The organism is Puniceicoccales bacterium, assembly GCA_031255005.1.
Taxonomy (GTDB): domain Bacteria; phylum Verrucomicrobiota; class Verrucomicrobiia; order Opitutales; family LL51; genus JAIRTH01.
The window spans coordinates 1-10258 of sequence record JAIRTH010000015.1 but is presented as its reverse complement, the minus strand read 5'-3'; the positions used below and the strand labels follow the sequence as shown (position 1 = coordinate 10258).

Sequence of the window (10258 nt, the reverse complement as noted above, 5' to 3'; positions counted from 1 at the left end):
CCAGAACCAACATTCCCATAGATGGCGGAGAAACCGGTTCGCCAGTATTTTCTGCCAATGGCATGTTAGCCGGCGTCATGATGGCCTCTCTGCCGGATATGCGTTCAAGCTTTGTCATGCCAGCCTGGACATTGGATCGCGTCTGCAGTGACATAATCAAAACTGGAAGTGTATCTCATTGCACTGCAGGATTTTTTGTCCATCAACAATACACGCCAGAGAACGGCATTCAGATTCTCGTATCGCGCATTCAACAGGATTCACCAGCAGAAAAAGCTGGCATATTGGTTGATGATATGGTTTCTTCGATCAACGGCAACAAAATTTTAAATGTGGGAGATATTGCCAATTCACTGTTTCTTCTGAGGCCCGGTGATGTCATCAACATAGACATTATAAGGAAAGGCAATCCATTGCAATTGCCGATAAAACTAGATGACCAAAGCCATTTCAACTAAGTAAAAAATGAAAACTTTTTCTTGATATTTTCCTTCATTAATAAAATATATGTAGCATGTGGAAAATTATATTAGTTATAGGTTTTGCATTTATATTTGGTCTGGATGATTCTATGGCTACAAAATTCAATAATTATAGCATAGGCAGCGAAACTCATATCAATTCTGGCCAAAACCTATCCTATGCTGGCACTCTAAAAAAAAGTAAAAAATTTCTTTTTGGACTACTTGGATTATTTAAATCCAAAACTCCCTATGAGCTCGTAGGATCCAATGGCACAAGGGTTTTGTATGTGGAACCATCGGATAGTGTTCAGGCTGGCGATCTTTTCAGATTTATCAACCGAAAAGTTGTCATTTCTGGTGAAGTACGCCATGAAGACAGGAATAGCATTCTAAAGGCAGAACGCATATCTCTTGATTAGTTTTGGATTGTTTTTCTGGGCCATGGCATTAGCGTCCTAGTCCAATGTTTTTTACCTTTAAAAATGTCTCCATCGAATCCATGGCCTACATATTGCCACCGGAATGCATATCTTCGGCTTCGATAGAGGATCGATTGTATAGAACCTATAAAAGACTTGGGTTGTTAAATGGTCGGCTCGAATTAATGACAGGAATAAAGGAACGGCGCTTTTGGAACGGCTATAAAAAACCATCCGAAGCCAGTGCCGAAGCTGCCGCTAAATTGTTTGCTTCAGGTTCATCGTGTTTAAAAAAAAATGACCTGGACCTACTAATTCACTCTTCGGTATGTCGAGATCGGCTCGAACCAGCCACTGCAGCCTATGTCCATAATATTTTAGACCTCAGCGAACACACACAATTTTTTGACCTATCCAATGCCTGCTTGGGATTTCTTAATGCCATGCTCATCATCGGAGGTATGATAGAGTCCGGCCAAATAAAATGTGCATTGATAGTTTCCGGTGAAGACGGTAAACCTGTGCTAGACAATACCATAGAGAAACTTAACTCATCGAATTTTAGCAGAAATGAGATCAAACCATATTTTGCAAATTTGACACTAGGCTCCGGAGCTGTGGCGGCGTTGCTATGTCATAGTTCGCTATCGCCAAAAAGTCCTAGAATAAAGTATGCGAACCTATTGATCAATTCCGGCGCTTGTAAACTATGTGAAGGAGATGTTTTTGACAATTCACTGACCATGCAGACCGAAGCTGAAAAATTACTAAATGCCGGTGTGGCACTTGCTTTGGCGAATTGGAAAAAATTTTGTAAATCGTCTGGTTGGAATGACAAAATAGTTGACAAATTTTTATGTCATCAAGTAAGTAGAAGACACATGATGAAACTCTACGAAACACTAAATTTGGATCCAAGCAAGGATTTTTCGACTTATCAATATTTAGGCAATACTGGTTCAGTAGCCCTACCCATCACCTTTGCTCTTGGGTTGGCCACCGGTGAGGTAAAAAGTGACTCAAAATGCGCGTTACTTGGAATAGGCAGCGGATTGAGCTCAATTATAATCGGAATTCAGCTATGAAAATCTACTTCATTGGCATTGGAGGGACAGCTATGGGTAACGTAGCTGTGCTATTAAAAAAACTTGGCCACGATATATGTGGTTCAGATTTAACACTATATCAACCGATGGCCGGCCTATTAAATGAGCATAAAATTGACATCTATGATTCGTTCTCGGCCGCTAGATTGGAAGCCATAAATCCAACGGCGGTCATTGTGGGTAATGCCATAGCCAGAGGCAACGAAGAAGTGGAATGGTTGTTGGCAACCAAGAAGATACCATATTATTCCTTGCCAGAATTCATCCACCGAGAGATAATGAAAAAACGTCAAAGCATTGTTCTCACTGGCACCCATGGCAAAACAACCACTACAGCATTAACCACATTCCTACTAAAAAATAATGGACTAAATCCAGGCCATATGATCGGTGGTGTTCCCATCGATTTCTCCTACGGCAGTGCCCTGGGCAATGAAAATGATCCATTTGTGATAGAAGGAGATGAATACGACTCAGCATTTTTTGATAAACGAAGCAAATTCATTCACTACGCACCGGATATTCTTGTCATTGGCAATCTGGAGTTCGACCATGGTGATATTTTTCGCGACCTAGAGGATATCAAAAGATCTTTCAATCATCTATTAAAAATAATTCCATCCAATGGCTATGTAATTGCTAATGGTGATGATTTAAACATTAGATCCATGTTTCCTTTGGCGTGGATCAACCCCATATTCGTTGGAGAAAATGACGACAATGACTACCTATTGAAACATTTTTCCACCTCCGAAAATTTTACCAGCTTCGATATAATTGAAAAAATTTCTGGCAAAAAAATACATATAATTTCTGGTCTGTTTGGTAAATATAATGCACGCAATGCCCTAATGGCAATTATTGCTTCGGGAATAGCTCTTTCGGGCAATCCCCTCGACGTTGATGTAAGTTGTTTGCAGCGCTTTAAAGGTATAAAAAAACGCCAAGAAGTACTGCTATCCAATGCAAATCTAATGGTAATCGATGATTTTGCCCATCACCCCACTGCCATAAAAGCAACCCTGGAATGTCTACGGCAGAAATATCCTGGCCGTCGACTGATAGCTTGCTTTGAGCCGAGAAGTAACACAGCCTGCACCAATGCATTCCAAAATGAATTTGTCGATGCCTTCGCCGGAGCCGATGCTGTATTCATCGCCAATGCATTCAAAACCAGAGAAACCACATTGGACACACCGAAACTCGCAGAAAATCTTGTAAAAATCGGCATAGATGCCAAAGCATCCAGCAGCGAAGAAATCTTGTATGCCCTGGAAAAGATGAAATTCAAAGAAGCCACCACCCTAGCCTTTCTCTCCAATGGTAGCTTCGGAAACATAGCAAAAAAATTTGTTAAAAATTTTACCCAACATAATTAGTAACAATAAGTTTTAGGTCACCATAGCGTTACAATCAGTTTTGTCTTTCTTTTTTGTTATATTATAATAAAACCTATCCAGATATCATGAAATCAGGTTTTTACATGTCAGGGGTGATGTTTGGATTTTGTACGGTCTTTACATCGGCCATAACACTACAATCTAAATTAATATCACCATATAAATCCACCACCGTGTATACCAATCAGATGGTGGGCGCAGTCAATTCTAAGGCGATCACATCGCGGCAGATAGGTATTCAATTGGCCGAAGAAACCAATGGAAAATACAACTACGACAGCCCTATGATAGATAAAATTGGCCACAATATACTTCAGCATACAATAGATGTGGAGCTACTATCCAAGGAATTCGAAAAAATGAAAGGAAAAGCACCGGAAAATTTTAAGGATAAAAAATTCGACCAAATTCTCAAAAAAAATTTTAATAATGATAGAATAGGTTTTTCAAACTATCGTCACACCACCGGTCGATCCATCAGAACCTTTAAAGATGACCTTCAAAAAAATGAAATATCCAGTTTCATGTTACACCAGAGAATCGTTTATCATTTTGAAATAAGCCCATTGCAAATTAAAGAGTTTTACGATGCAAATTATAAAGATTTTTGGAAAGATTCCGAACTGGACATATCTCAAATCGCTATTCTACCAAAAAAAAATTGCCAGGACATCGATGATATGATCAATGATATTTTCAATGGATTTTCGAAAAAAGAAAATCAAGATGTGATAATAAAAAAATATTCCGATAAATGCGATGTAAAGATAACTCCATTGGGAAAGGTTCTTTTGAAAGACATAGTGGAGGAATTGCGCAAAGAAGCTAACACCATCTCCGAAGGAATGGTGACGAAACCTATAAAAATTAAGGAGTACTACCTCATGGTTAGGGTCAATAAACGCCTATCTGAAGCCTATCAATTGACTCTCCAAGAAGCATCCAATGATATAGAAAAAAGGATATCCAAAAAACTCAACGAAGAAATTTATGATAAATTAATTTCCAATTTGAGAAGTCGCTACTATAATAAAATTTTCATATAACACTGACGCCCATGCTAAAATTCCTTCTGCGACGAACATTTTTTTCCATCCCAGTAATTTTTATAGTAATCACCATAACTTTTTTTATGGTTAGGACAGTACCCGGTGGCCCCTTTGACGAAGAGCGTGAACTTTCTGAATCTGTAAGAAAATCTTTAGATGAGTACTATGGATTCGACAAGCCATTACTAACACAATATTTACAATATCTAAAAAATTTATTACATGGAGACCTGGGGCCATCCTATAAATATACCGACTGGGACGTGACTGAGTTGGTAATGAGCAAGGTACCCATAAGTTTTGAGTTGGCCTGTTATGGGATGATCATAGCAATCATCTTCGGAATTTTATTCGGCTCCATTTCAGCCATGTATAGCAATACTAAGATCGATGTATTTTTTTCTTCACTTTCGAGCGTCGGCATATGCCTTCCTAGCTTTGTTTTGGGGCCAATTTTGGCCTATATTTTTGCTATAAAACTAAATCTTTTTTCAGGTTCAGGTTGGTCTGACTTCAGCAATAAGTTTCTGCCATCAATAACCCTTGGTATATTTTATACTGCCTATATAAGCAGATTATCCAGAGATGGCCTCATTGTTGCGCTAAATAAACAGTATGTAACCACAGCCAAAGCCAAAGGCCTTTCTCATCGAAAAATTTTTTTCGTCCATGTGCTACGCAATGGCCTTCAGCCGGTGATTGCATTTCTAGGTCCAGCATTTGCCAGCTTGATGAGTGGAGCCATAGCCATTGAAGTAGTGTTCAACATACCTGGCCTGGGCAGACTGTTTGTCAATGCAATCTACAACCGAGATGACACCATGATTTTAGGGATCGTAAATTTCTATGCCATACTGATTGTAGTATTTAATACTTTATCAGATATGATCCAGGTTTGGCTAAATCCACGACAAAAATTAAGCCTATAATGAAAGAATCTTGGAAAAGAATCTTGCAGTAATCGAACAAATTTTATTGATCAGTAGCAACTGAAGTACATCATGAATGTTATACTTGATCAAGTTGTTAGCCAACAATCTCCTGGAGTTGCCATTCCATTAATAGCCTACGCCTTATTTTTTATAGGCCTATGGTTCATGCTGATTGCTCCTCAAAGGAAAAAACAAAAGCGTCACGAGGAAATGTTAAAAACTCTAAAAAAGAACGATCGCATATTGACAACATCTGGCATATTCGCCAAAATACAAGAGGTTAGAGACAGCATATTTGTGGTGGAGATAGCGAATGGAGTGAATATTGAATTACATAAATCGTTTGTACACACAAAAATGGATTAATATGATTGGTTCAAATGTTATTATTTTATAATCATGACTAGGGATATAATTTCAAAATTAATGTTGGGGGCAGCGGTATTGGTGATATCGCTTCTATGTTTAATACCGATCAATGATCGATCGTTCAATGAATACATCCATGATCGAGCCACATCCCATAAAGAGGAATTTGCCAATCTGTTGATAGATGCCCAAGAAATCACTGGGCAGGAACACATACCAAGTTTATTTGTTGCCATAAAAAAGATTGCACAGGAAAGACATTTGGATCTTTCTAAATATTTCAGCGATCTGAACATAGCCGATGTCAAAAACCTGGAAAAGAAAAATTCCATAATACTGGGTGCGATACTAAACGAAACCCACAGCAAATTGCGCAAAGGATTGGATTTGCAGGGTGGCATTTCATTCATTCTAGAAACCTCCGATGAAATAAGGGCCAGCAAAAGTAAAGAAGCCTTGGAAAATCTCGATAAAGCCATCCAGATAATGGGTAAACGCTTGGACAGCCTTGGCGTGTCTGAGCCCATCATCCGTAGCCATGGAACCAATAAGATTGAAATACAGTTACCTGGCCTATCAACCCAGGATAATCCAGAAATAGTTAATGCGATCAAAAAACCGGCAAAACTAGAATTTAGGTTGGTCCACCCTAGTCTACATCCAAAATCCGCTACCGATAGCGATGTTCCTCCAGGCTATGAATTGCTTGTGGAAGAGTATGAAGACAAAAAAACCGGTGAAATGATCCATGTACCCATGTATGTCAAACGCATACCTGAAATAACTGGCAAATTTATAAAATCTGCCACACCTGCCATTAATCAGTTTGGTAGCTATGAAATAGGCATTACCATGACCGATGAAGGTACGAAAAAATTTTCCGCCATAACCAAGGCCAATATAAATAGACCACTTGCCATCGTATTAGATGGTAAGCTATGTTCGGCGCCGGTAATTAGAAACGAAATCAGCGAAGGTCGGGCAAGTATTTCTGGCTCATTTTCTCAACGTGATGCCATCGAATTGGCCAATATACTGAACAACCCACTGGAATTTGAACTCAAACTTGCCGAAATGAATGAGATCGGCCCATCTTTGGCAGAAGATGCAAGGACAAGCTCCATAAATGCTTCGATAGCAGGCATTTCTCTTGTGGTCCTATTCATGGTCATTTACTATAGAATATCCGGCCTAATAGCTGTAGTCAGCGTATTGATTAATGCTCTAATCACCTTGGCCGTCATGGCCATGATCAAATCCACTATCACTTTGCCAGGCATCGCCGCTTTGGTTTTAAATATAGGCATGGGCATCGATGCAAATATCCTTATTTTGGAGAGAATTAGAGAAGAGTTAAAGCTAGGAAAAAGTATCAAAGCTGCTTTGGCCCATGGCTATGATAGAGCATTTTCCACCATATTTGATGCCAATCTAACCACATTGCTTGTGGCTCTGATATTGATTTGGCTTGGTACCGGACCAGTCCGAGGGTTCGGCATAATTCTATCCATAGGAATTTTCGCAACCATGTTCTGTGCCCTAGTTCTCAGTCGTGCTGTAACCGAAGCATTTATTGAACTTGGATGGAAAAAATTGCTACCCAAATCGCTCTTTCCAGAAACCAATATTGATTTCATGAAATATAGAAAATGGTCGGCCATAGCCTGCAGTTTGATTATCATCGCCGGATTGATCAGCACAGCCTACCGTGGTAAAAATATCTATGGCATAGACTTTTCTGGCGGAGATGAAATCACCGTTTCCTTTGAAGAAAAAATTGCCATTCAGGACATAGAGCATCGGGCAAAAAAAATGGACATCGGTGAAGTTGGAGCCACATACCAGAAAGCCCTCGGTGAAGACTGCGAAATACTTAAGCTACAGACAGAAGAAGGCAAAGGCGAAGCATTAATATCATCTTTAAAAGCAAAATATCCCGAAACAAATCTCTCCATCATAAAAAAAGATACGGTGGGTGCATCTGTTAGCGGTGAACTAAGGTTAAATGCCCTGCTTTCGGTGGCCATAGCTTTGTTTTGCATCGTGCTATATATAGCCTTTAGGTTCGAAGTTGGCTTTGGCATAGGAGCCTTAGTATCAACACTTTACGACATCATGTCCACCATTGGAATCTATATAATGTTCGGCAAACAGTTCTCATCGCCGATGATTGCAGCGATTTTGATGATAATTGGCTATTCAATCAATGATACCATCGTCGTATTCGATAGAATTCGCGAAGAACTGATCCTTAATCCAGACCTATCACTGGGTGATGTGATAAACTTATCGATCAATAAGACATTGTCGCGCACAATTTTGACAAGTCTTACCACATTTCTTTCGGCATTGGCTCTGTTTTGTTTTGGAGCTGGAGTGGTACAGAACATAGCGCTCATGTTTATGATAGGCATTGTCACGGGCACATTTTCATCCATTTTCATTGCCTCTCCGGTATTATTTTTATGGCACAAAGGAGATCGCCAACACATTGATCCAGATGAAAAAAATAAAAAAAGTGGAAAAAATGAAAAATTTATCATATAATAGAAATAAATTATAATAGAAACTTAATTTGGTTGAGCAAAAAAAGTCGCGCTGGAAGTTTGCGGAAGTAGACGAGCATCTTGTAAAAAATATATCTGGGCGGTTCGGCATAGATAAGGTTGTGGCTACGGTAATGGTAAGCAATGGCATATCGAATGAAACCGATGCTGCTAGGTTTATTTTCCCAAAGCTGGCCAATGTGGCTGATCCTTTTCTCATAGTAAACATGGATTCAGCAGTGAAATTACTCGATAAGCATATCCAAGCTCATTCAGAAATCAGTGTCATTGGAGATTATGATGTGGATGGTATAACCGGAGTGTCACTGTTCTTGACCATCATGCATCGATTCAACAGGTTTCCGAAATTTTTCATTCCCAGGAGGTTTACCGAAGGCTATGGCATTTCGGATGAAATAGTTGACCGAATGTTGGCCGAATCAAATCCAAAGCTAGTGGTGGCCATAGACTGCGGAACAAATTGTGCAAAGCAGCTTCGAGATTTAACCTTGCTTGGCATAGATGTGATTGTGATAGATCATCATATATCCAATGGCGAAATTTTTAATGGATGCGTATTGGTAAATCCGCATATCTTCCCATCGGTTAATAACACCGATGCCGTCAATCTGTGTGCCGTTGGACTGATTTTCAAACTTATGCATGCCTTTCTGAAGCTACGACGAGCAGCTGAAGACAGGGTTGCTTTTGATATAAAACTCAGTAATTATCTTGATCTTGTAGCCCTTGGTACCATCGCTGATATGGTTCCCATGGAAGGAGAGAATAGAATTTTCACAAAATTTGGGCTGGAAAATCTTGCGGCAAAAAAAAGGCCAGGATTGGCAGCACTATGCCTAGAGTCCGGCATTCGAAATAAAGAAAAGCTAAGTTCCGCGGATGTTTCATTTAAACTAGCTCCGCGAATAAATGTCTGCGGTAGACTATCGGATGCGTCTCTGCCGGTGGAATTGTTGCTGTCCAACGATATGAAATTGGCAAAAAAATTGGCTGCAACACTCGAGACAATGAACAAAGAAAGGCAAAAAATAGAACATGAAATCACTGCCCAGGCTTCAAAAATTGTCGATACGAATTACCAAAACGCTCCGGGCATTGTGCTCTATAATGAAAATTGGCATTCCGGCGTCGTGGGCATTGTGTCAGGAAAACTTTGCCGCGATTACAATAAACCTTGTATTGTTTTGGGAAAGGAACGCGGACTAGCCAAAGGTTCTGGGCGCAGCATTCACCCTTACAACCTCATGGATATCATATCGAAATGTCAAAAAAATATTGAAACCTGGGGTGGCCATGCCTTCGCCGTAGGCATATCGCTGTCAATGGAAAAAATAGATCAGTTCCGCAATGATTTTTGCAAAGCCATTGCCGACTACCAATTAGATGAAATCGAGATGACTATAAATGTGGTATGTGAATTAAATTCAAAGCAATTATGCAATAAATTGATACTGGAACTGGATCAACTACAGCCCTATGGCCAGAAAAACGATGAACCAATTTTTTGCCTAAGAAATGTACATATGGCCGATCCCGAAACCTTCGGTATTCACAAAAATCACTTTAAATTTAACCTATTCGGGAGAAACAATTTATGTATTAGTTGCATAGCTTGGAATATGTCGAATAACATGCCTGAACTAAACAAATCCTTTGATATGCTCGTCAAAATTGGCCTGGATAGCTGGAATAATTTCAACAGAATACAACTTACTGTTGTCGATTGGCAGTATGTTAAATAATATTTGCAAATTTTAACAAAAATTTAGATAATTTAGTCGATGTCTATTATTTCCGATAAATACGATTCGATCATCATAGGGGCGGGATTGTCTGGTCTTGCTGCTGGCATAAGGCTGGCTCAATTCGGCAAAAAGGTTCTGCTGCTCGAAAAACATTACGACATTGGAGGACTTAATAGTTTTTACAACAGACTAGGCCGTAGAATAGAT

The 10258-nt window shown here is 39.5% G+C and carries 10 protein-coding genes; all 10 read left to right on the top strand.

All coding sequences use genetic code 11. The features are described from left to right. Window positions 1-458 (top strand): S1C family serine protease (locus LBH49_01715; protein MDR0351346.1); only part of this gene is annotated, 458 nt, incomplete at its 5' end. A gap of 56 nt (window positions 459-514) precedes the next feature. Beyond that, window positions 515-883, top strand: coding sequence for a hypothetical protein (locus tag LBH49_01710; GenBank protein MDR0351345.1), 369 nt, complete (start codon window positions 515-517; stop codon window positions 881-883). Between the two features lie 44 nt (window positions 884-927). Next, window positions 928-1968, top strand: a complete 1041-nt coding sequence (locus LBH49_01705) for a 3-oxoacyl-ACP synthase III (protein ID MDR0351344.1) — start codon at window positions 928-930, stop codon at window positions 1966-1968. Further along, on the top strand, window positions 1965-3368 hold the full coding sequence (locus LBH49_01700) for a Mur ligase domain-containing protein (GenBank protein ID MDR0351343.1): 1404 nt from the start codon (window positions 1965-1967) through the stop codon (window positions 3366-3368). Before LBH49_01705 ends, LBH49_01700 begins: the two co-directional genes overlap by 4 nt. A gap of 86 nt (window positions 3369-3454) precedes the next feature. After that, window positions 3455-4435, top strand: a complete 981-nt coding sequence (locus tag LBH49_01695) for a hypothetical protein (protein ID MDR0351342.1) — start codon at window positions 3455-3457, stop codon at window positions 4433-4435. A gap of 11 nt (window positions 4436-4446) precedes the next feature. After that, the gene (locus LBH49_01690; protein ID MDR0351341.1) at window positions 4447-5367 is read left to right on the top strand and encodes an ABC transporter permease; all 921 of its coding nucleotides are present in this window, start codon (window positions 4447-4449) and stop codon (window positions 5365-5367) included. Window positions 5368-5439: 72 nt separating this feature from the next. Next, a complete protein-coding gene (gene yajC / locus LBH49_01685; protein MDR0351340.1) occupies window positions 5440-5736 on the top strand; it encodes a preprotein translocase subunit YajC in 297 nt (98 codons plus the stop codon). Between the two features lie 33 nt (window positions 5737-5769). Next, on the top strand, window positions 5770-8286 hold the full coding sequence (gene secD / locus LBH49_01680) for a protein translocase subunit SecD (GenBank protein ID MDR0351339.1): 2517 nt from the start codon (window positions 5770-5772) through the stop codon (window positions 8284-8286). A gap of 28 nt (window positions 8287-8314) precedes the next feature. Further along, complete coding sequence (gene recJ / locus LBH49_01675; protein MDR0351338.1) at window positions 8315-10048, top strand: single-stranded-DNA-specific exonuclease RecJ; 1734 nt, start codon at window positions 8315-8317, stop codon at window positions 10046-10048. Window positions 10049-10087: 39 nt separating this feature from the next. Further along, window positions 10088-10258: NAD(P)-binding protein (locus LBH49_01670; protein MDR0351337.1), on the top strand; the 171-nt coding region annotated here is incomplete at its 3' end.